General features: G+C 54.9%; 26 protein-coding genes. 3 read left to right on the forward strand and 23 right to left on the reverse strand.

The features are described 5' to 3' along the window. Positions 1-123 precede the first annotated feature (123 nt). The 13 genes from AM410_RS21810 to yceD all read right to left on the reverse strand — a co-directional run bounded on the left by AM410_RS21810 (position 124) and on the right by yceD (position 10717). Positions 124-918: a metal-dependent hydrolase gene (locus AM410_RS21810; RefSeq protein WP_073395910.1), complete on the reverse strand. Its 795-nt coding sequence runs from the start codon at positions 916-918 to the stop codon at positions 124-126. Between the two features lie 10 nt (positions 919-928). Continuing rightward, on the reverse strand, positions 929-1933 hold the full coding sequence (gene holB, locus AM410_RS21815; protein ID WP_047744340.1) for a DNA polymerase III subunit delta': 1005 nt from the start codon (positions 1931-1933) through the stop codon (positions 929-931). After that, entirely contained in the window at positions 1930-2571 is a 642-nt protein-coding gene (tmk, locus tag AM410_RS21820) for a dTMP kinase (RefSeq protein ID WP_014169579.1), read from the reverse strand. Before tmk ends, holB begins: the two co-directional genes overlap by 4 nt. After that, positions 2561-3583 carry a cell division protein YceG gene (yceG, locus tag AM410_RS21825; protein ID WP_040017143.1) on the reverse strand — a complete coding sequence of 341 codons (1023 nt, stop codon included), beginning with the start codon at positions 3581-3583 and terminating at the stop codon, positions 2561-2563. Before yceG ends, tmk begins: the two co-directional genes overlap by 11 nt. 2 nt (positions 3584-3585) lie before the next feature. Beyond that, positions 3586-4395, reverse strand: coding sequence for an aminodeoxychorismate lyase (gene pabC / locus AM410_RS21830; protein ID WP_073395908.1), 810 nt, complete (start codon positions 4393-4395; stop codon positions 3586-3588). Between the two features lie 121 nt (positions 4396-4516). Next, complete coding sequence (fabF, locus tag AM410_RS21835) at positions 4517-5758, reverse strand: beta-ketoacyl-ACP synthase II (protein WP_014169576.1); 1242 nt, start codon at positions 5756-5758, stop codon at positions 4517-4519. A gap of 89 nt (positions 5759-5847) precedes the next feature. Continuing rightward, the gene (gene acpP / locus AM410_RS21840; protein ID WP_003857954.1) at positions 5848-6084 is read right to left on the reverse strand and encodes an acyl carrier protein; all 237 of its coding nucleotides are present in this window, start codon (positions 6082-6084) and stop codon (positions 5848-5850) included. Between the two features lie 154 nt (positions 6085-6238). Then, a complete protein-coding gene (fabG, locus tag AM410_RS21845; protein WP_014169575.1) occupies positions 6239-6973 on the reverse strand; it encodes a 3-oxoacyl-ACP reductase FabG in 735 nt (244 codons plus the stop codon). 12 nt (positions 6974-6985) lie between these two features. Next, positions 6986-7915: an ACP S-malonyltransferase gene (gene fabD, locus AM410_RS21850; protein WP_014169574.1), complete on the reverse strand. Its 930-nt coding sequence runs from the start codon at positions 7913-7915 to the stop codon at positions 6986-6988. Positions 7916-7930: 15 nt separating this feature from the next. Then, a complete protein-coding gene (locus AM410_RS21855; RefSeq protein WP_014169572.1) occupies positions 7931-8884 on the reverse strand; it encodes a beta-ketoacyl-ACP synthase III in 954 nt (317 codons plus the stop codon). Positions 8885-8890: 6 nt separating this feature from the next. Beyond that, entirely contained in the window at positions 8891-9925 is a 1035-nt protein-coding gene (gene plsX, locus AM410_RS21860; protein WP_014169571.1) for a phosphate acyltransferase PlsX, read from the reverse strand. A gap of 80 nt (positions 9926-10005) precedes the next feature. Then, complete coding sequence (gene rpmF / locus AM410_RS21865) at positions 10006-10179, reverse strand: 50S ribosomal protein L32 (protein ID WP_003857964.1); 174 nt, start codon at positions 10177-10179, stop codon at positions 10006-10008. Positions 10180-10195: 16 nt separating this feature from the next. Further along, positions 10196-10717 carry a 23S rRNA accumulation protein YceD gene (gene yceD / locus AM410_RS21870; protein ID WP_014169570.1) on the reverse strand — a complete coding sequence of 174 codons (522 nt, stop codon included), beginning with the start codon at positions 10715-10717 and terminating at the stop codon, positions 10196-10198. Between the two features lie 140 nt (positions 10718-10857). Between yceD and AM410_RS21875 the strand changes: the two genes are divergently transcribed. Further along, on the forward strand, positions 10858-11442 hold the full coding sequence (locus tag AM410_RS21875) for a Maf family protein (RefSeq protein WP_032677877.1): 585 nt from the start codon (positions 10858-10860) through the stop codon (positions 11440-11442). 63 nt (positions 11443-11505) lie between these two features. On the opposite strand, the gene rluC is transcribed toward AM410_RS21875, so the two are convergent. Then, positions 11506-12453, reverse strand: coding sequence for a 23S rRNA pseudouridine(955/2504/2580) synthase RluC (gene rluC, locus AM410_RS21880; protein ID WP_073395907.1), 948 nt, complete (start codon positions 12451-12453; stop codon positions 11506-11508). A 572-nt stretch (positions 12454-13025) separates the two neighbouring features. Between rluC and rne the strand changes: the two genes are divergently transcribed. Beyond that, positions 13026-16127 (forward strand): ribonuclease E, encoded by a 3102-nt coding sequence (gene rne, locus AM410_RS21890; RefSeq protein ID WP_073395905.1) that lies wholly within the window; start codon positions 13026-13028, stop codon positions 16125-16127. A gap of 40 nt (positions 16128-16167) precedes the next feature. On the opposite strand, the gene AM410_RS21895 is transcribed toward rne, so the two are convergent. Then, positions 16168-17103, reverse strand: coding sequence for a LysR family transcriptional regulator (locus tag AM410_RS21895; RefSeq protein WP_049022668.1), 936 nt, complete (start codon positions 17101-17103; stop codon positions 16168-16170). Between the two features lie 109 nt (positions 17104-17212). On the opposite strand from AM410_RS21895, the gene AM410_RS21900 reads away from it, so the two are divergent. After that, positions 17213-18427, forward strand: a complete 1215-nt coding sequence (locus tag AM410_RS21900; protein ID WP_073395904.1) for an MFS transporter — start codon at positions 17213-17215, stop codon at positions 18425-18427. Between the two features lie 75 nt (positions 18428-18502). Here AM410_RS21900 and flgL read toward each other — a convergent pair whose 3' ends face one another. The 8 genes from flgL to flgE form a co-directional block, all read right to left on the reverse strand. Beyond that, entirely contained in the window at positions 18503-19456 is a 954-nt protein-coding gene (flgL, locus tag AM410_RS21905) for a flagellar hook-associated protein FlgL (protein WP_014169564.1), read from the reverse strand. 14 nt (positions 19457-19470) lie between these two features. Next, positions 19471-21111 carry a flagellar hook-associated protein FlgK gene (gene flgK / locus AM410_RS21910; RefSeq protein ID WP_049022670.1) on the reverse strand — a complete coding sequence of 547 codons (1641 nt, stop codon included), beginning with the start codon at positions 21109-21111 and terminating at the stop codon, positions 19471-19473. A 75-nt stretch (positions 21112-21186) separates the two neighbouring features. After that, a complete protein-coding gene (gene flgJ / locus AM410_RS21915) occupies positions 21187-22140 on the reverse strand; it encodes a flagellar assembly peptidoglycan hydrolase FlgJ (RefSeq protein WP_073395902.1) in 954 nt (317 codons plus the stop codon). Then, positions 22140-23237 (reverse strand): flagellar basal body P-ring protein FlgI, encoded by a 1098-nt coding sequence (locus AM410_RS21920; protein ID WP_014169561.1) that lies wholly within the window; start codon positions 23235-23237, stop codon positions 22140-22142. Before AM410_RS21920 ends, flgJ begins: the two co-directional genes overlap by 1 nt. Before the next feature lie 12 nt (positions 23238-23249). After that, on the reverse strand, positions 23250-23948 hold the full coding sequence (gene flgH / locus AM410_RS21925; RefSeq protein WP_023311139.1) for a flagellar basal body L-ring protein FlgH: 699 nt from the start codon (positions 23946-23948) through the stop codon (positions 23250-23252). A 57-nt stretch (positions 23949-24005) separates the two neighbouring features. Continuing rightward, positions 24006-24788 (reverse strand): flagellar basal-body rod protein FlgG, encoded by a 783-nt coding sequence (gene flgG / locus AM410_RS21930; protein WP_008500810.1) that lies wholly within the window; start codon positions 24786-24788, stop codon positions 24006-24008. Between the two features lie 11 nt (positions 24789-24799). Further along, entirely contained in the window at positions 24800-25555 is a 756-nt protein-coding gene (locus AM410_RS21935) for a flagellar basal body rod protein FlgF (RefSeq protein ID WP_014169559.1), read from the reverse strand. Between the two features lie 20 nt (positions 25556-25575). Next, positions 25576-26784 carry a flagellar hook protein FlgE gene (gene flgE, locus AM410_RS21940; protein WP_014169558.1) on the reverse strand — a complete coding sequence of 403 codons (1209 nt, stop codon included), beginning with the start codon at positions 26782-26784 and terminating at the stop codon, positions 25576-25578. Positions 26785-26805: the final 21 nt, after the last annotated feature.

Below are 26805 nucleotides of genomic sequence, written 5' to 3' on the forward strand. Positions count from 1 at the left end.
AACTTTCAGTTATTTACAAAAAGCGTTTCTGGATGTGTCTAAATACACCTTCACCACCCCAAATGAGGCGGTGAACTTTACTCGTTTTATGTATTAATTACGAGCCTAAAAAAAACAGGCGTATCAAACAGATTGCAGGCGGGCGGGGTCGATATGGAACAGCGTAGAGAAGTTTTCCGTCGTGACGCGGGCCAGCTCTTCAATGCAGACGCCTTTAAGCACGGCCATGTACTCGGCTACGTCTCTCGTCATGGCTGGCTGATTTTCTTTACCGCGATGCGGCACCGGTGCCAGATACGGAGAGTCTGTTTCCACGAGGATGCGATCGAGCGGAACATAGCGCGCAGCTTCGCGGAGTTGCTCAGCGTTACGGAACGTCACGATCCCCGAAAACGAGATATAAAACCCTAAATCAAGCAGTTTACCCGCTGTTTCTCTGTCTTCTGTGAAACAGTGTAGTACGCCACCGCAATCCGTCACCTTTTCTTCCTTCAGGATCGCCAGCGTATCGGCGCGCGCATCACGGGTATGGACAATCACCGGCTTGTTGAGCTCGCGACCAATGCGAATATGATGGCGGAAGGACGCTTGCTGGCGCGGTTTCGTTTCCGGCGTGTAGTAGTAATCCAGCCCGGTCTCCCCCATCGCCACGACGCCCTCTTCTGCGGCCAGCCGGCGAAGTTCCTCAACGTCATACTCTTCATCCTGATTGAGCGGATGCACGCCACAGGAGAAAACAACGTTCTCGCGCTCGCCCACCAGCTCACGCATGCCGCGATACCCCGGTAACGTTGTCGCCACGGCAAGGCAAAACTTCACATCACGGGCAGCGGCTTTGGCCAGCACGTCGTCCACGTTTTTATGCAGGGATTGATAATCCAGGCCATCAAGATGGCAGTGTGAGTCGACTAAAAACATAATGTCTCTCTCAGAGATGGGAAACAGGCGGTGTCACGCCTGGTTGCAGGTAATGTTCGATACGCAGCAACTGGTCGGTCAGTAAAAGCTCGCGATTAAGACCGGTCACTGTTAAAAGTTGTTCACGACTCTGACAGATATCGTGAAGGATAGCGTGTAATGATGCGCCTGACAGGCTGTTCGCCAGCGTGTTAACCAGCGGCCAGACATCCGGGTTGGTCAGTAGCGTTGCTCCTTGCTGGAGTTTGAGCGCATCCAGAAGTAAGGAAGCCAGCCAGTGCAGACGTTCCGCGGCCTGCTCGCCGTTAAGCACAGGCAATAAACTTAGCCAGTCGCGGCTGGTGATGGAAGACTCAACGGCCCGGCAGAGCGCGTCTCGCTGTGACCAGACCTCTGGCTGCAGTAATGCCAGCGCCGCCGCGGGCGCGCCGCTGCTCAGGCGCAACGCAGAGAGCGCCCCTTCCTGTGACGTTGTCACCTCTCGCTCAAGCCAGCTCAGCGCCCATGATTCCTGAGGCACCGCGAGGTGATGAAGACGACAACGGCTGCGCAGCGTTGCCAGCAAACGCCCCGGGTCACGACAGGAGAGAAGGAACCACGTTTTCTCCGGCGGTTCTTCCAGCGTTTTAAGCAGTGCATTCGCCGCCGCCTCGGTAAGCTGTGCTGCGTCTTTGAGCCAGACGACTTTTGCGCCGCTGAGCCGCGCATGTTCGTACAATTTTTCACTGACTTCACGCACGGCATCAATACCGAGCGCGCTTTTGCCCTTCTCAGGCTCGAGCGTGTAATAGTCAGGGTGCGTGCCCGCCTGCATTAACTGGCAGCCACGGCATTTACCACAGCTTTTGTGCCCTTCCGGCTGCTGACACATCAGGAAGCGGGTGATGGCGTAAATCAATGCATCATCCCCCATTCCCGGCAGTGCCTGAATCAGTAACGCATGATGCCCCCGACCAGCCTGATAGCTTTCGATCAGCTTTTCAAAATGCGGGCGCAACCATGGGTACCATTTCATGCCTGTTGCTCCTGTAGCCACTGCGTAACCGTCTTCTGAATTGCGCGGGTGACCTCTTCCAGGGATTGCGTCGCATCAATGGTGCGAATACTGCCATCCTGATCCGCCAGTTCCAGATAGCGCGCGCGGGTACGGTTAAAGAAATCAAGAGACTCCTGCTCAATGCGGTCCAGCTCACCGCGAGCACGCGCGCGCTTGAGACCCACTTCCGGCGTCACATCCAGATAGAGCGTCAGGTCAGGGCGAAAATCACCCAGCACCGCATCGCGCAGCGTGGCCAGCATCGTCTGGTCGATACCACGTCCACCGCCCTGATAAGCCTGGGTCGACAGATCGTGACGATCGCCAATTACCCACTTGCCATTAGCCAGGGCCGGTTTAATGACCGTCTCCACCAGCTGCACGCGCGCCGCGTAGAACATCAATACTTCGGCTTTATCTGTGATGACCTCGTCACCTACGGATTTGATATCCAGCACCAGGCTTCGCAGCTTTTCGGCCAGTTGCGTACCGCCGGGCTCGCGGGTAAATACCATGTCCGCAACGCCAAGCGATTTGAGCGTATCCACCACCACGTTGCGGGCCGTGGTTTTACCCGCCCCTTCGAGTCCCTCAATGACAATGTATTTACTGCGCATTTTTTTCCTTAAGTGCCTTCAGATAGTCCTGAACGGAGCGATTATGGCTGGCAAGGTTGGTGTTAAAGGTATGCCCCCCTTTTCCATCAGCCACAAAATAGAGATACGGTGTTTTAGCAGGATGCGCAGCCGCACGCAGGGAAGCCTCGCTCGGCGTGGCAATCGGGCCCGGCGGCAGACCGCTAATCACGTAGGTATTATACGCCGTTGGCGTCTCCAGATCTTTTCTTGAAATCTTACCGGTATAACTCTCGCCCATTCCGTAGATGACGGTGGGGTCCGTTTGCAGACGCATGCCGATACGCAGGCGGTTAATGAAGACCGATGCCACCTGATCGCGTTCGGCGGCGACGGCCGTCTCTTTCTCAATAATTGAGGCCATCGTGACAAACTGGTTTTGATCTCTGTATGGCAGACCGTCCATGCGCCCTTCCCAGGCGGAATCGACGGCTGCAACCATCTTTTTATGCGCCCGCTTGAGGATAGCCACATCGGTCGTGCCTGCGGTGTACATCCAGGTGTCTGGCCAGAACCAGCCTTCCACCCACTCAGGGTGTTCAAATTTCAGTACCTCGGCCACCGTCTGATAGCGGTCATCTTTCAGGGTATGCTTAATGTACGGAGCATCGCGCAGCTGCTCGAGATAATCGCTCAGGCGCATCCCCTCAACAAAACGCAGCGGGAACTGCGCTTCTTTACCGCTTTCCAGCAGCTGAAGCATCTCTTTGACGGTCATCCCCGGCGTAAAGCGATAGGTACCGGCTTTGAAATGAGACAGTTCAGGCTCGATACGTAACAGCCACTGAAACACGCGCGGACGGTTAATGATCTTGTCGCCATAAAGCTGTTCGCCAAGCGCCAGGCGGCCCGTCCCCGCTTTCAGGGTAAAAATCGTCTCGTCTTTAATCAGGATCTTACTGTTCGCCAGCTGACGAACTTTCCACACTCCCGCTCCGCCGGCAACACCCAGCGCAACGATAAGGAGGAGGACAAAGCGCAACATTTTCTTCATGACTATCGGGTTTGCTCACATATCGGGGCTAAAAACTGAAACAGCTCGCGCGAGGACAAGCTGTATTGACCATACGCGCGGACGGGTACAACCGGCATCAGCGCATTACAGATGATAATTTCATCAGCCTGGTGCAGCGCCTCTTCTCTCGCGCTCACTTCGACAACGCGAAAGCCAGAGTGTGCCAGCTGCTGCAAACAAAACTGACGCATAATCCCGTTGACGCCGGCCTGCTCGAGCGACGGCGTATAAACATCGCTCCCCTGCCGCCAGAGTAAATTAGCCGCACAGCATTCCGTAATAAACCCTTCGCTGTCAAGAACCAGCGCCTCATCAGCGTCCGTCTGTTCAAGATGAGTGCGAATCAGTACCTGTTCAAGGCGGTTGAGGTGTTTTATACCGGCAAGCATGGGGTTTCGCCCCAGACGTACCGGGCTGAGCGTCAGCGTAACGCCCTCTTCACGCCAGCGCAGATAATGAGCAGGACAGGCAGACACTGCAAGGATCCGCGTTGGGTGCTGGCAAGCTGTACCGCTGTATCCCCGGCCACCGCTGCCGCGGCTGATAATCACCTTCAGAACACTGCTTTGCTTCCCGGCAGCCAGCTGGCACATCTCCTGACGCAATGTGTCCCAGTGCGTGAAGGGGATCATCAAGGCTTCACAACCCTGCTGAAGACGACGAAGGTGCGCCTCGAGCAGGCAGACATTGCCGTCGAGAATGCGCGCTGTCGTAAAGCAGCCATCACCAAACTGAGTTGCCCTGTCACCAGCAGGCAGCGTGTTTTGCTCAAGGCCATTGATTAAAAACATGGTGGCTCCTTATGCGTGGGCATTTAGTCTGGCAGGATGCCATGCAGCCGACAAGAAGATTAGGCTTAATAAAAAAGGCCCGACAAGCGGACCTTTTTTAATCGCCATGATGCAGTCAGGCTCAGATCTTTTTGAAGATCAGTGAACCGTTAGTACCACCAAAGCCGAAGGAGTTACACAGGGTGTACTCCATACCACTTACCTGACGCGCTTCGTGAGGAACGAAGTCCAGGTCACAACCTTCATCCGGATTATCCAGGTTGATGGTTGGCGGAACAGCCTGATCGCGCAGCGCAAGGATAGAGTAGATAGACTCTACTGCACCCGCCGCACCCAACAGGTGACCGGTCATGGATTTCGTGGAGCTCACCAGCACGCGGCTGGCGTATTCGCCGAAGATAGACTTAACAGCCTGAGCTTCTGCTTTATCGCCTGCAGGCGTAGAAGTACCGTGCGCGTTAACGTAACCGATGTGCTCCGGGGTAAGACCCGCGTCGCGAATCGCGTTGGCCATTGCCTGCGCGGCGCCCGCACCATTTTCTGGTGGTGACGTCATGTGGTATGCATCGCTGCTCATCCCGAAGCCGACAACTTCAGCATAAATCTTCGCGCCACGTTTTTTAGCATGTTCGTACTCTTCAAGTACGATCATACCCGCACCGTCACCCAGCACGAAACCATCACGGTCTTTGTCCCACGGACGGCTTGCCGCCTGCGGGTTATCGTTGCGGGTAGACAGCGCACGCGCTGCACCAAAGCCACCCACTCCCAGCGGAGTACTGGCTTTTTCCGCACCGCCCGCAACCATAGCATCTGCATCGCCGTACGCAATCATGCGCGCGGCCTGGCCGATGTTATGCACGCCAGAGGTACATGCGGTAGCGATAGAAATGCTTGGCCCACGCAGGCCGAACATGATGGTCAGATGACCTGCCACCATATTAACAATCGTGGACGGAACGAAGAACGGGCTGATTTTTCGCGGGCCGCCATTCATCAGAGATGTATGGTTTTCCTCGATCAGACCCAGACCGCCAATCCCGGAACCGATAGCGGCACCGATACGGGTTGCGTTCTCTTCCGTAATTTCAAGGCCAGAATCCTGCATGGCCTGAACGCCAGCGACAATTCCATATTGAATGAAGGCATCCATCTTGCGCTGTTCTTTGCGCGAGATGATCTCTTCACAGTTAAAATCCTTTACTAAGCCAGCAAATTTCGTTGCATAGGCGCTAGTATCGAAATGGTCGATTAGGCTGATGCCGCTCTGACCGGCAAGGAGAGCTTTCCAGGTGGACTCTACGGTATTGCCGACAGGAGACAACATGCCAAGTCCGGTCACAACTACACGACGCTTAGACACGTTTGTCCTCCAGGGAGGGATAAAAAAGGGATTCGTGGGACAAAAAAGATAAAACTCAGGCGGTCGAATGACCGCCTGGAGATGTTCACTTACGCCTGGTGACCGTTGATGTAATCAATGGCAGCCTGAACGGTGGTGATCTTCTCAGCTTCTTCGTCCGGAATCTCAGTATCAAACTCTTCTTCCAGAGCCATTACCAGCTCAACGGTGTCAAGAGAATCTGCGCCCAGGTCTTCAACGAAGGAAGCGGAGTTCACAACTTCTTCCTGCTTAACGCCCAGCTGTTCGCCGATAATTTTCTTAACGCGTTCTTCGATAGTGCTCATACTCTTAAATTTCCTATCAAAACTCGCTTTCGCGATGGTTTTCGTAGTGTATAAAATGTTGAAAAATTTGCAACTAAATCCCGGCAGTTCTTACCACGATTTTACGTTATTTTGAGGCCATTCGCCCTAATAACGCAAATATTTTTCATCGTGATTAAACCATGTACATCCCGCCGTTGACGTGGAGGGTCTCACCAGTGATGTAACCCGCTTCGTCAGAGGCTAAAAATGCAACCGCGCTGGCAATTTCTTTAGGGTCGCCTAAGCGGCCCGCTGGAACAGCTGCCAGCGTACCCGCACGCTGCTCATCAGTTAGCGCACGCGTCATGTCCGTTTCAATAAAGCCCGGAGCAACAACGTTTACAGTAATACCGCGGGACGCAACTTCACGTGCCAGCGACTTACTGAAACCGATCAGACCTGCTTTCGCCGCAGCGTAGTTAGCCTGACCAGCATTTCCCATGGTACCAACCACAGAACCGACAGTGATAATACGACCATGACGCTTTTTCATCATAGCGCGCATTACCGCTTTTGACAGACGGAATACAGATGACAGGTTGGTTTCGATGATATCGTTCCACTCGTCGTCTTTCATTCGCATTAACAGGTTATCACGAGTGATCCCGGCATTATTTACCAGAATATCCACTTCGCCAAATTCTGCGCGAATATTTTCCAGAACAGATTCGATAGATGCAGGTTCGGTCACATTCAGAACCAGACCTTTACCGTTCGCACCCAGATACTCGCTGATGGCCTTAGCGCCATTCTCGCTGGTTGCTGTACCAATCACTTTCGCGCCGCGCGCAACCAGTGTTTCAGCAATTGCACGCCCGATACCGCGGCTTGCGCCAGTGACCAGGGCAATTTTTCCTTCAAAACTCATGGTATTCCTCTTTTATTGCGAGAGTGCCGCTGACATCGCGTCCGGCTCGTTAATTGCCGAAGCAGTCAGGGTGTCAACAATACGTTTTGTCAGACCGGTGAGGACTTTACCTGGGCCGACTTCATACAGATGCTCAACGCCCTGAGAGGCCATAAACTCAACGGTTTTGGTCCACTGTACCGGGCTGTAGAGCTGGCGAACCAGCGCATCACGGATAGCGTCCGGCGAGGTTTCGCATTTCACATCGACGTTGTTCACAACGGAGATTGTCGGTGTGTTAAAAGTAATTTTTTCAAGCTCAACGGCCAGTTTATCGGCAGCAGGTTTCATCAGTGCGCAGTGGGACGGTACGCTGACGGGCAGCGGCAGAGCGCGTTTCGCGCCTGCAGCTTTACAGGCTGCACCAGCACGTTCAACCGCGTCTTTATGACCGGCGATAACCACCTGGCCTGGCGAGTTGAAGTTAACGGGAGACACCACCTGACCTTCAGCGGATTCTTCACACGCTTTTGCAATCGCAGCATCATCGAGGCCGATGATAGCAGACATGCCACCGGTGCCTTCAGGTACTGCTTCCTGCATGAACTTACCGCGCAGTTCAACCAGACGCACCGCGTCAGCAAACGCGATAACACCGGCACACACCAGCGCAGAGTATTCACCCAGGCTATGGCCCGCGAGCAGCGCTGGCGCTTTACCGCCCTGCTGCTGCCAGACACGCCACAGCGCAACGGACGCCGTCAACAGCGCTGGCTGAGTCTGCCAGGTTTTGTTCAGCTCTTCGGCCGGTCCCTGTTGAGTCAGCGCCCACAAATCATAACCCAGCGCAGCGGAAGCTTCACGGAAAGTCTCTTCGATAACCGGATACTTTGCTGCCATTTCAGACAACATCCCAACGGCCTGAGAACCCTGGCCCGGGAACACAAAAGCAAATTGCGTCATTATTTAATCCTTATACTAGAAACGAACCAGCGCGGAACCCCAGGTGAACCCGCCACCAAAGGCTTCAAGCAAGACCAACTGGCCCCGTTTGATTCGTCCGTCACGTACCGCTTCATCAAATGCGCACGGTACTGACGCCGCAGAGGTATTGCCGTGACGATCCAGCGTCACCACAACGTTATCCATCGACATGCCCAGCTTTTTAGCGGTCGCGCTGATGATGCGCAGGTTCGCCTGATGCGGCACCAGCCAGTCGAGTGCGGAGCGGTCAAGGTTATTCGCTTCCAGCGTTTCATCGACAATGTGCGCAAGCTCAGTCACCGCCACCTTGAACACCTCATTACCTGCCATCGTCAGGTAAATAGCGTTATCCGGATTAACGCGATCGGCGTTAGGCAGGGTCAGTAATTCTCCATAGCTGCCATCGGCATGCAGATGCGTAGAGATGATGCCCGGCTCTTCGGACTGACCGAGCAGTACCGCGCCCGCACCATCACCAAAAATAATGATCGTCCCGCGATCGGTTGGATCGCAGGTACGTGCCAGCACGTCAGCACCGATGACCAGCGCATATTTCACGGCACCGGATTTAACATACTGATCGGCAACGCTCAGCGCATAGGTGAACCCTGCACACGCTGCAGCAACGTCAAATGCCGGGCAGCCTTTAATGCCGAGCATGTTTTGCACCTGGCACGCTGCGCTTGGGAAGGCATGCGTGGCAGAGGTCGTGGCAACCACGATCAAGCCAATCTGATCTTTATCAATGCCCGCCATTTCGATAGCACGCTGCGCGGCTTCGTAACCCATGGTCGAAACGGTTTCGTCTGGCGCGGCAATACGACGTTCACGGATACCTGTGCGCGTGACAATCCACTCGTCAGACGTATCTACCATTTTTTCAAGATCGGCGTTGGTACGCACGTGTTTTGGCAGGTAGCTGCCGGTACCTAAAATCTTCGTATACATGTACGCTCAGTCACTTTTAGCTAATACAGATTCCAGGCGAGCGGCAATCCGCTGAGGGACTTGTCGCTGCACCGCCTGCACTGCCTGTTCAATGGCGACAGTAAATGCTCGCTGATTGGCGGCACCATGACTCTTAATCACGATGCCGCGCAATCCTAACAGACAGGCGCCATTATACTGGTCGGGGTTGAGGTGACTGAATCGCCGCGTCAGGCTTTTTTGTAACCAACGCTTTAATAAAATCAACCACCAGGCGCTTTTTTTGCCTTCTCCCTGCGATTTAAGCAGTGAGAGAAACATTCGCACGACCCCTTCCATGGTCTTCAACGTTACGTTCCCGGTGAAGCCATCACACACCAGAACATCCGTTTTCCCCGTCAGCAACTCATTGGCTTCGAGATAACCAATATAGTTGATGGAGGGAACCTGTTTGAGCAATTCGGCAGCTTCGCGAATACTGTCCAGGCCTTTGGTCTCTTCTTCACCGATGTTCAATAACGCAACACGGGGATTGTTTATCCCGACAACTTCTTCTGCCAGCACCGACCCCATCACGGCAAACTGAGCCAGCATTGTACTATCACAATCGACGTTAGCACCCAAATCGAGCACCACCGTCTTGCCCTTCTGCTGATGCGGTAATACCGTCACCAGCGCCGGACGCTCAATACCTTCAATAGGTTTGAGCAACAATTTCGACAGCCCCATCAGCGCGCCGGTATTTCCCGCACTGACGCAAGCCTCCGCGCGTCCTTCCTTCACCAGCTCCAGCGCCATTCGCATAGAACTGCCCCGGCTATTGCGAATCGCCTGCGATGGACGTGCATCACTGGCAATAACTGACTGCGCAGGAATAATCTGCAGACGCGAACGTTGTTCGAAGTCAGCTTTTGCAAGTAATGGCGTGATTGTGTCGGGATTGCCGACTAAAAGAAGTGTGAGTTGCGAATTAGAATTCAGTGCCTGCAAAGCTGCAGGCACTGTCACGGAAGGGCCAAAATCCCCTCCCATGACATCTAACGCCAGGGTTAGACGTGTCAAGGTATCGTCACAGCCTGGTTCGGTAAATTCCCCGTTTGCACGGGGAAATCCTCACTAAGCCTAATCACGCTGACGCGTGATTACTTAGTGATAACCTTGCGGCCGCGGTAGAAACCGTCAGCGGTGATGTGGTGACGCAGGTGTTTCTCACCAGAAGTCTTGTCTACAGACAGGCTGGTAACTGCAGTCAGCGCGTCATGGGAACGACGCATGCCACGTTTGGAACGGGTTGGTTTATTCTGTTGTACGGCCATGGACCTTACTCCTCAATTACTTACGCTTTAAGCTGGCTAATACGGCAAATGGGTTTGGTTTTTGCGCTTCATCAGGCAGTTCCCCAAAGACCATGTCCGCCTCGGACACTTCACAGTGTTCAGATTCATGCACCGGAACGACTGGCAAGGAGAGGATGATTTCATCTTCAACCAGAGCCAGAAGATCGATTTCACCGAATTCATTAACTTCAATCGGTTCATACGCTTCCGGGAGTGCTTCAGCCTGTTCGTCAGAACGGACCGGACTGAAACAATACGTTGTGTGAACATGCTGTACAAACGGTTTCCCGCAACGCTGACATTCGAGGGTTACCGTCACCTTTGCATCACCGGTTAAAACGGCGAGACGCTGGTTATCGATAGCGAACGACATGGAGCATTCTACATCACTGTCCACACTGACTACGGATTCGGCGACACGCTCAGCCTGATCGGAAGTATAAATACCTTCGTAATCGAGGCGTTTTTGAGCCGTGCGAACCGGATCAAGAGTCAGGGGTAATTTTACCTTTTGCATAGGGCGCGCATATTAACTTTGTAACGTCATATAGTCAAAGAAAAAGGCAACCACAGCTGCCTTTTGCCAATTATTCGCACACATTGCGGCCTGTAGTTTAAAATGGCTGGCATCGATACGCTATATCTGGTGATAAAAATATGCCAAATCTCGTTCTTGCCTCCACCTCACCCTACCGCCGAATGTTGCTGGAAAAGCTCGGGATCCCGTTTGAATGCGCGGCGCCGGAGGTTGACGAGACGCCACAGCCGGGCGAATCACCACGTCACCTGGTCACCCGTCTTGCGAAGGAGAAAGCGCAATCACTTGCCGCACGCTACCCTTCGCATTTGATTATAGGCTCCGATCAGGTTTGTGTGCTGGACGGTGTTATCACCGGAAAGCCGCACACTGAAGCGAATGCCTGCCAGCAGCTTATGCAAGCGCGAGGCAATATCGTCACCTTTTATACGGGTCTGGCACTCTACAACTCCGCCTCGGGTCACCTGCAAACCGAATGCGAACCTTTCGACGTCCATTTTCGCCATCTTAGCGAGCAGGAAATCGCCGACTATGTGCGCCGGGAGCGACCGCTCAATTGCGCCGGAAGCTTCAAAAGCGAAGGTCTGGGGATTGCCCTGTTCGACAAGCTGGACGGACGTGACCCAAACACGCTGGTTGGGTTGCCGTTGATAGCATTGTGCCAGATGCTCAGACGCGAGGAGTGTAATCCGCTGAAGATGTGAGTATTACGGGTGATACCTCACTTACCGGCCTGAGAGACCTCAGGCCGGTAAGTGCCAGCCAAATCAGCCGCGCAGCACCTTCAGGCAGCGTTTTAACTGCTCATCAAGGGGGGCTTCAATGCGAATTGTTTCGCCGGTATTCGGGTGAGTGAACGTCAGTGCCGCCGCATGCAGGAACAGGCGTGACAACCCGGTGCCCGCCAGCTGCTTATCAAACTCCCTGTCACCATAGCGGTCATCAAATGCGATCGGATGACCGGCATACTGCGTATGTACGCGGATCTGGTGGGTACGGCCGGTTACCGGGCTGCAGCGCACCAGCGTGGCGAACGCATAGCGCTCTTCCACTTTGAAACGCGTCTCAGACGGCTTCCCTTCCTGATTCACACGTACAATGCGCTCACCGCTTTGCAAAATATTCTTCAGCAAAGGTGCCTGCACCGTCTTAACGTGGGACTGCCAGTGGCCGCGAACCAGCGCCAGATAATCCTTCTGCATCCCTTTTTCACGCAGCTGCTCATGCAGGGAACGCAGGGCAGAACGTTTTTTTGCGACCAGCAGCACGCCGGAGGTATCGCGATCGAGACGGTGAACCAGTTCAAGGAAACGGGCTTCAGGGCGCAGCGCACGCAGGCCTTCAATCACGCCAAAGCTGAGACCACTCCCGCCATGGACAGCGGTACCTGACGGTTTATTCAGCACCAGGATATGATCATCCTCATAAAGGATAACGTCACTCAGGGCGGCCACTTTCTGCAACCTGGGTGAAACGACCTCTTCTTCGCGTTCCGCAACACGGACCGGCGGGATACGCACTTCATCACCGGCTTCGAGTTTGTACTCAGGCTTCACGCGTTTTTTGTTAACCCGCACTTCACCCTTGCGCAGGATGCGGTAAATCATGCTCTTTGGCACGCCTTTGAGTTGGGTGCGCAAAAAGTTATCGATACGTTGCCCCGCGTCGTCTTCCGCGATGGCAACCATTTTTACGGCTGGAGTCTCTGTTTTCATGGTTGGCGATTCTAAATATCGTCAGCCATTAGCGCCACTCATTTTTCTATGCTTATATTTACTTTTATCCGGCCTGTCCCCTGTTTCACGCAATCGATTTGGTGGTTATTAAACCAATCACCACCTTGAAGTGAAGAAACTGTGAGTAACCGGGTGATAATTGGTAAAAGTCATCTTGCTATAACCCGGCGAGCAGTGGAATAATGAACTCGTTTTCCGTGTTAAATCCTGGTTAAGTAAGGATCTCGACGGAATGACCAATTTTGTCTGACCGATCATCCACGCAGCAATGGCGTAAGACGTATTGATCTTTCAGGCAGTTAGCGGGCTGCGGGTTGCAGTACTTCCCGGTATAAGGATTGTTCTCTGGAGAGTTCTACCCAGGCAATTCCCCTGATAATTGCGCTGTGTTTCCGTATGAAATACAGGCAACCGACACTCTGCGCCTCTTAAGCGAGCGACAACCGTGAGGTTGGCGACGTGAATAGACACGAGGCCATCGGTTCATACCCCGGAAAGCGTCACCTTGCCCGCAGCTTTGTCGTCAATGTAAGAATAACGAGTAAGTTACGATGAAAAGAATGTTAATCAACGCAACTCAGCAAGAAGAGTTGCGTGTCGCCCTTGTGGATGGGCAGCGCCTGTACGATCTGGATATCGAAAGTCCTGGACACGAACAGAAAAAAGCGAACATTTACAAAGGTAAAATCACCCGCATTGAACCAAGCCTTGAAGCTGCATTTGTCGATTACGGTGCTGAGCGTCACGGTTTCCTCCCTCTGAAAGAAATCGCCCGCGAATATTTCCCTGCAAACTATAACTCCCATGGCCGCCCAAACATCAAAGATGTGCTGCGTGAAGGTCAGGAAGTCATTGTTCAAATTGATAAAGAAGAGCGTGGCAACAAAGGTGCCGCACTGACCACCTTTATCAGTCTTGCGGGAAGTTACCTGGTTCTGATGCCAAACAACCCGCGTGCCGGTGGTATCTCTCGCCGTATCGAAGGTGATGACCGTACCGAACTGAAAGAAGCGCTGGCAAGTCTTGAGCTGCCTGACGGCATGGGGCTTATCGTACGTACCGCAGGCGTCGGCAAATCTGCCGAAGCGCTGCAGTGGGACTTAAGCTTCCGTCTGAAGCACTGGGAAGCAATCCAGAAAGCGGCAGAAAGCCGCGCAGCGCCGTTCCTGATTCACCAGGAAAGCAACGTGATTGTGCGTGCCTTCCGTGACTACCTGCGTCAGGACATCGGTGAGATTCTGATCGATAACCCGAAAGTGCTTGAGCTGGCGCGCCAGCACATTGCTGCGCTGGGTCGTCCGGATTTCACCAGCAAAATCAAACTGTACACCGGTGAAATCCCGCTGTTCAGCCATTATCAGATCGAATCGCAGATTGAATCCGCTTTCCAGCGTGAAGTGCGTCTGCCATCCGGTGGTTCTATCGTTATTGATACGACCGAAGCGCTGACCGCCATCGACATCAACTCCGCACGTGCTACGCGCGGCGGTGATATCGAAGAGACCGCCTTCAACACCAACCTTGAAGCCGCTGATGAAATCGCCCGCCAGCTCCGCCTGCGTGACCTGGGTGGTCTGATTGTTATCGACTTTATCGACATGACCCCTGTTCGCCACCAGCGTGCGGTTGAAAACCGTCTGCGCGAAGCGGTACGTCAGGATCGTGCTCGTATCCAGATTAGCCATATCTCACGCTTCGGCTTGCTGGAGATGTCCCGTCAGCGTCTGAGCCCTTCACTCGGTGAATCCAGCCATCACGTCTGTCCGCGCTGCTCCGGTACCGGTACGGTTCGTGATAACGAATCTCTGTCCCTCTCTATTCTGCGTCTGATTGAAGAAGAAGCGCTGAAAGAGAACACCAAAGAGGTTCATGCCATTGTTCCTGTGCCAATTGCGTCCTACCTGCTGAACGAAAAACGTGCGGCCGTCAGCGCAATTGAATCACGCCAGGGCGATGTTCGCTGCATCATCGTGCCTAACGATCAGATGGAAACCCCGCACTACCACGTGCTGCGTGTCCGTAAGGGTGAAGAGACCAGCACGCTCAGCTATCTGCTGCCTAAGCTGCATGAAGAAGAGATGGCGCTGCCTTCCGATGAAGAACCTGCCGAGCGCAAACTGCCAGAGCAGCCAGCCTTAGCGACCTTCATCATGCCTGAAGCTCCGCCAGAAACGGCGCTGGAAAAACCTGTGACCAAACCGGTTGCGCAAAAACCAGAAGCCGTTGCGGTCAAAGCCCAGCCAGAACAACCGGGTCTGCTGAGCCGCCTCTTCGGTGCGCTGAAGAAGATGTTTGCAGGCGAAGAAGTCCAGCAGCCTGAGCAACCGAAAGAAGCACCGAAAGAAGCGAAACCTGAACGTCAGCAGGACCGTCGTAAACGTCAGAACAACCGCCGTGATCGTAATGACCGTAACGAACGCCGTGACAACCGTTCGGACAATAATGAGGGTCGTGAGCAACGCGAAGACAACCGTCGCAACCGTCGCGAGAAGCAACCGCAGAATGTTGAAGATCGTGAAATTCGCCAGCAGGCGGGCGATGAGTCTGAGAAGAGCAAACAGCGCGACGAGCAGCAGCCACGCCGTGAGCGTAGCCGTCGTCGTAACGACGAGAAGCGCCAGGCGCAGCAGGAAGTCAAAAACCTGAACCGCGAAGAGCCTGTTGAACAACAGGAAAGCGAGCAGGAAGAACGTACTCAGGTTATGCCGCGTCGTAAGCAGCGCCAGCTGTCACAGAAAGTGCGTGTAGGCGCCCTGCCGGTGGAAGAGACCGTCATCATCCCTGCAGAAGCAAGTGACACTGCACCAGGCACTCAACTGGCGAAAGTGGATCTGCCGGCCGTCGTCGAAAGCAACTCTGAGCAAGACGATAACGGTGAAGGCCGTGATAACGCGGGTATGCCACGTCGTTCACGCCGCTCTCCGCGTCACCTGCGCGTCAGCGGTCAACGTCGTCGTCGTTATCGCGATGAGCGTTACCCGACACAGTCGCCAATGCCATTAACCGTGGCGTGCGCGTCTCCTGAAATGGCATCCGGTAAAGTCTGGATCCGCTACCCGGTTGCTCGTCAGGAGCAGGTTGTGGAAGAACAGGCTGTCACCGAAGAGGTGATTGCCCCGGTAGCCGCAACTGAAGAAGCGGTAAATGAAGCCGCTATCGTGGTTGAGCCACAGGCCGTTGAGTCAGAAGCGCCTCATGCAGTAGACGTTGAAACCACGCACCCTGAAGTGATTGCCGCGCCGGTTGACGCCGCACCGCAGCTTATTGCTGAAGAAGACACCGTGGTCGCTGAAGACGTTGTTGCTGAGGTTCAGCCAGCAGCAGCGGTAGAAGAGACCCCGGACGTGGTTGTCGAAACCGTGACTGAAGACGTGGTTCAGGACGTTGAAATTGACGTCGAACCAGTGCGTGAAGCCGCGAAAGCAGAAGAGCCAGAAGTGAAAGCCGAGCCGGTAATCACAGCGCCGGCCCCTGCTCACGTTGCGACAGCCCCGATGACTCGCGCACCAGCGCCGGAATATGTGCCGGAAGCGCCGCGTCACAGTGACTGGGTCCGCCCTGCGTTCAACTTTGACGGTAAAGGCTCTGCCGGTGGCCACAGTGCAACGCATCAGGCGACAGCACCGGCTACCCGTCCGCAGTCTGTTGAGTAACGACACATAGCGTAAAAAGCCGACCTTCGGGTCGGCTTTTTTATTGCTCGCGTGCCGGCTTTCTCATACCCGCAATGTCCGGCATCACCCTCTTCATCATCTCCAGAAAACGGCGTAAACGCGCCGGATAATAACGCGACCACGGATAAACCAGATGAACCGGGAGCGCGGCGGGCTGCCACTGTGGAAGCAAATGCACTAAGCGCCCTTCCTGGATATCCTGCTTGACCGTCCAGCTTGAAACCATCGCCACCCCTAACCCTGTCAGGGCGGTATTGCGCGCAACATGCAGGCTATCCGTACTTAACCGTGGCGCAATGGAGATACGTTTTACCTGCGAAAGATCATCCCACAACTCCACATGTCGCTGATAGAACGTGCTGATGGCAATCCAGGGAAGCGCCTGCAGATCCTCCGGTGTGTGAACCGGCGCAAACTGGTCCAGCAGCGCAGGCGAAGCCACCACACAGCGTGGCACTTCCGCCAACAGCACGGAGACGGTTGCCGGATCCACCTCTGCGCCAACTCGAATAGCACAATCCAGATTGTCGCTCAGAAAATCCACCGACTTATCGTTGAGCATCCACTCCACCGACAGCTGAGGATAACGCTGCAAAAACTCCGTTAACGGTCTCAGGAGCTGATCCTGCCCAAAGGCGTGCGGTGCACGTACCCGTAATACCCCGACCGGCTCGTCCTCCGTCTGGCCGATTTCATCTTCCAGTGCCAGCCAGCTATCAATGACCCGCCGGGCATGTTGATAGCAGCGCTCGCCGTCATCGGTAAGTTTTGTTGCATGGGTGGTTCGCAATAAAAGCCGTACCCCCAGCAGCGTTTCCAGAGACTGAAGGCGGCGGCTCACCGTGGCCTGGCTCGTCGCAAGCAGCCTTGCCGCCCCGGATAGCGAGCCGCTTTCCACAATACGAACAAATGTGCGCATGAGTTCCACCCTGTCTATACGCTCAACTCGCTTCATCATTTTCCCTGCTATACGCCAAACGTATAAGCGTTTTACCACCAGGCCCTCTACCGTCGCAAGGCGTAGTGATAAAAAATAGCGGCACACTATGAGTGAGGAACGTCTTATGAACACAACAACTGCTCCCCATGCCGCCAGTCGCTGGGTGATTTTTATGCTGGCTCTGGGGGCTGGCTTTAGCGTCGCATCCATTTACTACGCGCAACCGCTGCTGCCGCTGATAGGCGCCGACCTTCATCTCACTATCGAAGGGATGGGGCTGGTCCCGACGCTGACCCAGGCAGGCTACGCGCTCGGTATTCTTTTTCTGTTGCCACTTGGCGATCGTCACGACCGCAGGACGTTAATCCTGATAAAAAGCGCCGCCCTGGCACTGTTTCTGCTGGGCTGCAGCCTGACCGGGCAGCAGCACTCACTGCTGCTGGCAAGCCTCCTGATTGGCATGGCCGCGACCATGGCACAGGATATCGTTCCCGCAGCGGCTATCCTCGCCCCCGAAGGTAAGCAGGGGAAAACCGTGGGAACCGTGATGACAGGGTTGCTGATGGGCATCTTGCTGTCGCGAACCGTCAGCGGTGTAGTGGGTGAAGCTTTTGGCTGGCGCGTCATGTATCAGCTGGCCGCTGTAAGCATCGCATTTATTGGGGCGGTGATGTGGCGGGTACTCCCGCGTTTTGCCATTCACTCCACGCTGAGCTATCCCGCCCTGATGCGCTCAATGGAACATCTGTGGCGTCGTTATCCGGCTCTGCGCCGTGCAGCACTGGCACAGGGTTTTCTGTCGATTGCCTTTAGCGCCTTCTGGTCAACGCTGGCGGTCATGCTGCTGGAGCGCTATCACCTGGGGAGCGCCGTCGCGGGTGGTTATGGTATTGCCGGGGCCGCGGGGGCCTTAGCCGCCCCGCTGGCGGGAGGTCTGGCGGACAAGCTGGGCGCCGGAAAAGTCACGCAGCTTGGCGCGGCACTGGTTACCGTCTCGTTTGCCCTGATGTTCCTGATGCCCGCGCTGGGTCTTCATGGACAACTGATTCTGATTGCTGTCTCAGCCATCGGGTTTGATCTGGGCCTGCAGTCCAGTCTGGTGGCGCACCAGAATCTAGTCTATAGCCTTGAGCCTCAGGCCAGGGGGCGTCTTAACGCCCTGCTCTTTACGGTGGTCTTTATCGGCATGGCGTTGGGTTCGGCTGCGGGGAGTAAAATCTACACGCTGGCTGGCTGGACGGGCGTGGTTGCCCTGGCAACGGTATGCGGTGTCATTGCGCTGGCAATACGTCTGATTGAAAGTGCACGCGTCGCCTCCGCACCGGCAGAAATCGCGTAAAAAAAATGCCCAATCCACACGGATTGGGCAGTAAAACATGCCCAGTTTCAAGACATGTTCCAAGAGGTCAAGATGTTATCTGTTCAGCTGGAACAGGGACATGCCCTGCATATCGCTAAACGCTTTATAAGATGCCTGCAGCGCGGCCTGCTGCATGGTGTAAGAAGAGATCGCTGCGTTCCAGTCCACATCAACCAGGTCGCTCATCTGCTTAGTCTGGCCCAGTGCACGATCGTCACCAAGGTTATCCAGCTTTTCAAGCTCGTTCATCTTGGTACCTACATCAGCAGCGACAGTAAGAATGTTGTTCTGGGTATTTGTGATGCCGGTTTGAGCATCAGAAATGATTTTCCCCTGTGCTTCAGCTGCAGCAGAGTCGGTATCGACGGGAACCTTAAGCGCGGTAATCGCCGTATCGAGGATCTTGAACATGTTCGTCTCGCCATATCCGCCACCAGGCAGTTCTTTGGCGTTACTGGTGATGCTTTCGAAGATCTGCTGACCCGTGTGGCTAATGACCATATTACGCGCGGTATCAACCTGCTGCGAAATAGCCTCAGTACCGCCTTTGTAATCACCGGTAACGGAATCAAACGGTGGCACTTCAGTCTTAAAGCCGGCAAAAATAAACCGACCATTACCATCCGCGGTGTTTGCAAGGTTCATCAATTGGTCGCGAATACCTTGCAAATCGCTCGCCAGCGACAGGCGATCGTCATCACTTAAGGTTGCGTTTCCGGCATAGACTAATTTCTCTTTAGCACTGGTGATAGCGGCAGTGACCTGGTTAAGCACATTATCTTCGAGAGAAACTTTTTGTGATGCGAACGATCTTGCCAACGCAAACTGGCTATTTTGTGACTGTGATTGTGACAGAACAATAGCCTGCGACGCCGCGATGGGATCGTCCGACGGACGATTGACACGCTTGCCGGTGGACATTTGTTCACCATAACTCAACCACTTGCTCTGGGAATCGGTGATCCCGCGCATGTTTTGGTCGTACATCATCTGGGTGCTAATACGCATGTTTCACCTCAGCCTTAGCGAATATTAATGATTGCATCAAAGAGCGAGCTGGCAGTTTGTAGAACCTGCGCATTAGCGAGGTAATACTGCTGATAGCGCTGCAAATTGCCGTACTCTTCGTCAAGGTTTACCCCTGAGATCGACTGCTGCTGTTTGGTTAACTGCGTCGCCACATTCGCTTTCGTTTCGCTGCTGGTTTTCAGTGCCGCTGTTGAGCTACCAACGGTACTGACGAGGGAAGCATAAGCATCATTGAAAGACTTATTCCCGCCGACAAGCTTGCTATTTTGCAGATCCAGCAATTTTTGACCGTTGCGGTTGTCACTTTCGCCACCGGCGCTTGTCGATGCCATCGCCAGTTTGGACTCATCATTAAACTTGAGTTCCATGTTTACGATGACATCAGAAACGGGCTTCACAACAAAACTGTCTTTGTTATTCGCGGTACCGCTCACGTTGACATTCAGGCCGTCGAAAGACAGATTGCCGCTCGCATCCGGACTCATCGTGAAACTGGTCTTATCCGACGTACGCGTAATGGTCCAGTCGGTTCCGTTGAACTGCAGCTTATAATCCGTTGCCTGGACTTTGGTACTGTCAGCCACGGAGGCTGTCAGCGCGGCGGTACCTGAATTCTTGCTGTTGGACACAACCGCAGGCGAGCCAAAGTCAAAGAGCTTGCCGCCAGCATCGCCGTTAGCATCAAAACCCGCTTCATGCTGCTTGTTCATCGCGTCAGCAAAGGCCAGCGCCATCTGGTTAAGGTTATTACGCGCTTTATCCAGATCTTCAGAGCGGAAGGTGAGTAAACCGCCAAGGGTGCCGGTGGTAATCAGCTTCTCAGGAATTTCGATATTGCCTGTAACATCATCGGTATAGGCCAGCGTTGTACGGGTTGGGTCTGCGCTGGATTTCACCGCAGCCAGCTGGTTCGCTTTGCTCCCTTGTACCAGGCTGTAACCGGTGCCAAATGAGACGTTATACGTGCCGCCATCCTGCACAGAAACTTCAACACCGACAATTTTATTCAGTTCGCTCACCAGCTGATCGCGTTGATCGAGCAGGTCATTTGGTGATGAGCCAGCACCCACGCCGGTCAGACGGGAAATCTGATCGTTCAGGTTCGCAATCTGTTTGGCGTAGTTATTAATTTGATCGACGCTGGCAGAAATCGCGGTATTCACCTGAGAATCCTGATCGCGAAGATACTGATCGTTGGTTTTAAACTGATTGACCAGGCCATCCGCTTTGCCCAGCACCGTCTGGCGCGCAGCCGGATCTTCCGCGTTACTCACCAGCGTCTGCAGACTTTTGAAGAAGTCCTGCAGCGTGGTAGAGAGCGAGTTGGTGGTATCCGAGAGCACATCGTCGATTTTTGACATCTGCTGATAGCGCGTAGTCAGGCCGCTGCTCTGGGTCTGCGCGGCGCGCAGCTGGTTGGTAATGAATGCATCATACTCACGCTGGACACCGGAGACATAAACCCCGTTACCTACCCAGCCACCGCCGGTCAGCGTGCTGTTTGACGCGCCCAGCACTGTTGTCTGGCGGGTATAACCTGCCACGTTATAGCTTGAAATATTATTACTGACGGTATTGAGTGCCGACTGCGCAGCACTGAGGCCACTCATGGCACTGTTAATCAAACTGGACATGGGGGTTCCTTTTATACGTTCAGACACGAGTCCTGATGAAGGTTATCGGCAGCCTCCACCGGGACTTGAGAACTTTCAGAACAGATTTTCGATATCTGTGCTATAGGCTTTACTGACCTTCTCGCCCATCGATTTCAGCTGCTGAATCATACTGGTGAGCTTACGCGCATAGTTCGGATCGGTGGCGTAGCCCGCGTTCTGCAGTGCCTGAGCGCCCTGCTCCGCGGTTGCCGCCTGTGTAACGGCGGTGTAACGCGGATTTCGGCTCAACAGGCCCACATAGTCGGATAAGGCTTCCAGATAGGAGCTATAGACGCGGAATTTGGCTTTAACCTTCACCGCCGCACCGTTTTCATATTCAGTGGTGGTGATCTCGGTGGTCGGCCCCTTCCAGCTCGACGTGGCCTTCACGCCGAAGATGTTAAAGCTCGGATCGCCGTTTTCTTTACGGATCTGCCGCTGACCCCAGCCGGACTCCAGCGCCGCCTGCGCGAGGATCAGGTGGTGAGGCACGCCGCTCTGTTCACTGGCAAGACGTGCCGGCAGCGAGAGCTGCTCCAGGAAGTCTTTGCTGTCGCCAGAAAGTGGCTCATCGCTGGTACTCGTGGCCTTCGGTATGGCTTTGCGCACCATCTGCGTCAGGGCCTGATTCTGATAACTGGTCACCGTTTGCAGGTCGAACTTCATCGGCACCTGCTGTGGCTTATCATCCGGCTGGATGCCCTGCGCGGCTTCGGTCTGTTTGACAATCATATCAGCCAGACCGAGGCCTTTCCCGGCGGTCATCTGCTGTGCAATCTGCTGGTCATACATGCTGGTGTAAAGACGGGTTGAATCACTGCTGAACATCCCGTCTTTCGGCAGGGTTTCACGCATGCTTTTCAGCATCATCTGTACAAACATCCCTTCCACCTGGCGGGCGACCGGGCGGATATTCGCCGCCGGGTCCTTACCTGCTTTGGTTTTCAGTTCGTTGAGCGACTGGGCATCCCAGGCAGCACCGGTCAACAGCTTGCTATCGGTCAGCATCAGATGATTTCCAATTTGGCGCGCAGACAGCCCGCGCTTTGCATGGATTGCAGAATCGACATCAGATCCATCGGCGTCGCCCCCAGGGCATTCAGGGCCCGAACCACGCTATTGAGGTTCGCGCTGGAGCGTACGCTCTGCAGCGACCCACCGCTCTGGCGCAAATCAATCTGCGTTTGTGGCGTCACCACGGTCTGGCCACCCCCGAACGGGGTATCAGGCTGACTGACGTTGGCGGAGCGGTTAACCGTCACGGAGAGGTTACCCTGCGCCACGGCACAACTGTCGAGCGACACTTCGCGGTTCATCACGACCGAACCGGTGCGCGAGTTGATAATCACTTTGGCATCCTGAACCGGAACATTCACTTCCATATTCTGGATATCAGCCAGCATACGGACCTGGTTACTGCTGCCGGTAGAAGTGCGGATCTGCACGGTACGGGCATCCAGCGCCGTGGCGCTGCCGTAGCCGCGGCTGCGGTTGATGGTGTCGGCAATCTGCTGCGCCATCGTGAAGTCTTCATTATTCAACTGCAGGTTAATGGTGTTGCCTGCGCCAAACTGGGTCGGCAGTTCACGCTCAATGATCGCACCATTGGTGATACGCCCGCCGTTCAGCTGGTTCACCTGCACACTGCTGCCGCCCGCAGACGCGCCGGCACCGCCGACCAGAATGTTCCCCTGCGCCAGCGCATAAACCTGGCTGTCGACCCCTTTCAGCGGAGTCATCAGCAGCGTGCCACCACGCAGGCTTTTGGCGTTACCCATTGACGAGACCACGACATCAATCGTCTGCCCCTGGCGCGCGAACGCAGGATAGGAGGCGGTGACCATGACCGCGGCCACGTTTTTCAGCTGCATGTTGGTTCCCGCCGGGACGGTAATACCGAGCTGGGAAAGCATGTTGTTCAAACTTTGAGTCGTGAATGGCGTCTGGGTGGTCTGGTCGCCCGTTCCGTCCAGACCCACCACCAGGCCATAGCCAATCAGCGAGTTTTCGCGTACGCCCTGAACGCTGGTGAGATCGCGAATACGGTCAGCCTGGGCAAACGTTGCCACCAGCGCCAGCGCCACGGCGAAGATCGATTTAAACATGGGTCACCTCGCTTACATCGGCGATAAGTTAAGGAAGAAACGCTGCAGCCAACCCATATTTTGCGCTTCATTGATGTAGCCGTTACCGACGTACTCGATGCGCGCATCCGCCACCTGGGTGGACGGAACGGTGTTGGTGCCGCTGATGGTGCGAGGATTAACCACGCCCGAGAAACGAATGAACTCAGTGCCCTGATTGATGGCGATCTGTTTTTCACCCACAACGTGTAAATTGCCGTTAACCAGCACCTGGTCAACCGTCACCGTCAGCGTGCCGCTAAAGGTATTGCTGGCATTCGCGCCACCTTTACCGTTAAAGGTATTGCCGCCAGAGGCCTCGACATCAGCACGCGCATTGCCGAACAGGCCCTGCAGATAGCGTGGAACGGTATCGAAACCGAAATTGGTTTTGCCATCGCGGCTGGCATTCGCCGACGAGCTCTTGCTCGCGCTGACGTTTTCCTGCAGCACAATGGTCAACGTATCGCCGACATTACGCGGGCGGCGATCTTCAAACAGCGGTTGATAGCCATAATTGATTGGCTGCGCGGTCTGGAAAATGGAGCCGTTCACCACTGGCGCCGGGCCAGGAACGGGTTGGGCGGTAGTCGCACCCTGCACTAAAGGTTTAGACGGGATCAAGGCACACCCACTGAGGGTGACAGCCAGAACAGTCAGTATCGGATAACGAAACGCCGCGTTTTTTTGCATTGCCTTCATCTTCGAAAACAGGGAGCCGGCGCGGCGTTGACCGCACCGGGCTACACCTTAGAGTTGCGTCAGTTTCTGCAGCATCTGGTCGGTCGTCGACACTGCTTTACTGTTAATTTCATACGCGCGCTGGACCTGGATCATATTCACCAGCTCTTCCGCAACGTTCACGTTCGAGGTTTCCACATAACCCTGATACAACAGACCCGCACCGTTGAGGCCCGGGGTGCTTTCATTTGGCGTACCGGAGGATTGCGTTTCGGTGTAGAGGTTCTCACCAATGCTTTCCAGACCGGTGTCGTTCATGAAGGTGGTCAGGTTTAGCTGTCCAACCTGAACAGGTGCGGCCTGCCCCTGCTGCGTCACACTCACCACGCCGTCACGCCCGATAGTAATACTCAGGGCATTCGCCGGGATGGTAATCGCAGGCTGAACCTGGAAACCACCCGCCGTCACCAGCTGACCATTCTGATCGACCTGGAACGATCCGTCGCGGGTATAGGCAGAAGTACCGTCAGGCAACTGCACCTGGAAGAACCCCTGGCCTTTGATTGCCACGTCTTTGCTGTTGTTGGTCTGAGACAGGTTGCCCTGGCTATGCAGACGCTCGGTGGCTACCGGACGAACACCGGTACCAATCTGCAGACCGGATGGCAGCGTCGTTTGTTCAGAAGACTGCGCTCCCGGCTGGCGGATGGTTTGATAAAGCAAATCTTCGAAAACGGCACGCTGACGCTTGAAACCATTGGTGCTGACGTTTGCCAGGTTGTTGGCAATCACATCCATGTTGGTTTGCTGCGCGTCCAGGCCAGTTTTCGCGATCCATAAAGAACTGATCATAAGGAGTCCTGTTAACTCATAGCCAGAAGTTGGTTAGCCTTGCCCGCGTTCTCATCAACGCTGCTGATAATCTTCATCTGCATTTCAAAACGACGGGCACTGGCGATCATGTCGGTCATCGCTTCGACCGGCTTGACGTTACTGCCTTCCAGAACGCCGGACATCACGCGGATGCTCGGATCGGCCTGTAACGTGGCCCCCCGAGTGGCCTGGGTCGCCTGGGTCAGACGGAACATCCCGTCATCGCCACGCTGCACCTCTTTGCCTTCCGCCTTCACCAGCTTCAGACGCCCGACGGGCGCAACGGTATTGGCCGGATCGCCCGGGTTCAATGCCGAAATGGTCCCGTCGGCCGCGATAGTCAGCTCAGACCCTTCCGGCACCGTCAGCGGACCCGCTTCACCCATTACCGGATGACCCTGAATCGTCAGCTGGCCCGTGGCACTCACCTGGATGTTACCGTTACGGGTATATCCTTCACCGCCGTCAGCGGTCTGCACCGCCAGCCAGCCGTCCTGTTGCAGGGCAACGTCCAGCGGGCGTGAGGTGTAATCCATCTGCCCTGGCGTCATATCCGCACCCGGCGTGGAGGCCGTGACCAGCGTACGCGTCGGCAGGGAGAGCCCTTCCACCGGGACCGCACGCAGCGCATTAAGCTGCGCACGAAAGCCCGGTGTAGAGGCGTTTGCCAGGTTGCTGGCAGTAACAGCCTGCTGATTGAGCGTCTGGCTTGCCGCGCCCATCGCGGTATATATTGCGTGATCCATTGCGCTTTCCTGTCAGCCGCTTAACGCAGGTTAACCAGCGTGTTGAGGATCTGATCCTGGGTTTTGATGGTCTGCGCGTTCGACTGATAGTTACGTTGCGCGACGATCATGTTCACCAGTTCTTTACTCAGATCCACGTTAGACGCTTCCAGCGCACCGTTGGTCAGCGTACCGAAGTTACCGGAGCCCGCGGTACCCAGCAGCGCCACGCCGGAAGACTGGGTGGCAGACCAGACGTTATCGCCTTCAGACTTCAGACCTTCGTTGTTGGCGAAGTTAGCCAGCACGATCTGGCCCAGGGCCTGGGTCTGTTCGTTGGAGTAATTACCCACCACGGTGCCGTCGTCGTTGATCTGGTAGCTCACCAGGTCACCCGGTTTGTAACCGTTCTGGTTGGTTGCCACGATGTTATTGGCGCCGGTGTTCTGCTGCATGGAATTGGCGAAGCTCATCGCAAACGTGGCTGGCGTTGCACCTGGAACGGTGCCGGTGGTGATATTGATGCTGCCGCCGCCGGTCAGTACGCCGCTGGTGTTGAAGGTCAGCGTGGTCGCCAGGGATGGCGTGCTTCCTGCAACGCTGCCGTCCTGGGCATAGACTTTCCAGGAGTTTGCCGGAGTCGCGTCTTTAACGTAAAACAGGTTCATGTTGTGCGCATTACCCTGGCTGTCAAAGACCGTCACCGTCCCTTTTTTGTTGTAGCTGTCAGGGTTGGTCGGATCAAAGGCCGTGGTTGGCGCGGTGTCAGTAGAGTTCAGGTTGATCTGCTGGGACGCGGTGGTGGTGGATTTCGCCGCCATCAAGGTCGTTGGGATATTGATCGCCTGCGGGTTAGCGCCGGTCTGAACCGTTGGCGGGGTACCCGCAACAGGATAACCGGTTAATTGCAGACCCTGCATGTTCACCAGGTTACGGTTTTCGTCCAGTTTGAACTGACCGTTACGGCTGTAGAACACAGAGCCGTTGGAATCGACCATACGGAAGAAACCGTTCTGGCTGATGGCGACGTCCAGACCACGACCGGTGTTGGTCGTCGTACCGTCGGTAAAGTCCTGAGTGATGCCCGCAACTTTCACGCCCAGACCCACTTTGGAACCGGCAAACATATCTGCAAATGAGGCAGAACCGGATTTAAAACCATAGGTCGCGGAGTTGGCGATGTTGTTGCCAATGACATCCAGGTTGGTGGCCGCAGCATTCAGGCCGCTGACCGCTTGAGAAAAGGCCATGACTTACTCCTGATAAGTGTT

It is taken from the genome of Enterobacter cloacae complex sp. FDA-CDC-AR_0164 (assembly GCF_003071645.1).
Lineage (GTDB): Bacteria > Pseudomonadota > Gammaproteobacteria > Enterobacterales > Enterobacteriaceae > Enterobacter > Enterobacter ludwigii.